The sequence below is a fragment of the Methylobacterium nigriterrae genome (genome assembly GCF_037106235.1).
Classification (GTDB): Bacteria; Pseudomonadota; Alphaproteobacteria; order Rhizobiales; family Beijerinckiaceae; genus Methylobacterium; species Methylobacterium nigriterrae.
Map to the genome: position 1 here is coordinate 1 of NZ_JBAWTG010000561.1, position 438 is coordinate 438.

1 protein-coding gene is annotated in these 438 nt (G+C 66.7%); it reads left to right on the top strand.

Features of this window, described 5'->3' with window-relative positions:
• The coding region (locus tag WDW90_RS38250) for a PAS domain-containing protein (RefSeq protein WP_336492894.1) at positions 1-438 on the top strand (438 nt) is incomplete at both ends.

Consider the following 438-nt stretch of genomic DNA (forward strand, 5'->3'; position numbering starts at 1 on the left):
GAACTGGAACGCGGGCGCTTCTCAGATCAAGGGCTACGGCGAGGCGGAGATCATCGGCCAGCACTTCTCGCGCTTCTATACCGAGGAGGACCGGGCCGCCGGTATTCCTGTCAGGGCGCTGGAGACCGCCACCCGCGAGGGCAGGTACGAGGCGGAAGGGTGGCGGGTACGCAAAGATGGCACTCGCTTCTGGGCCAGTGTCGTGATCGACGCGATCCGCGACGCGTCCGGCACGCTGATCGGCTTTGCCAAGGTCACCCGCGACATCACCGAGCGGCGGAATGCGCAGCAGGACCTTGAGGAGGCCCGCACCGCCCTGTTCCAGGCGCAGAAGATGGAGGCGCTAGAGCGGGTCCCGATCAGCTGGAAGCACAAGCGTCATCCTCGTAGCCGGCGGCCGAGAAGTAGTTGCGGCACTCCGCAGGCGAAAGGCGCGCG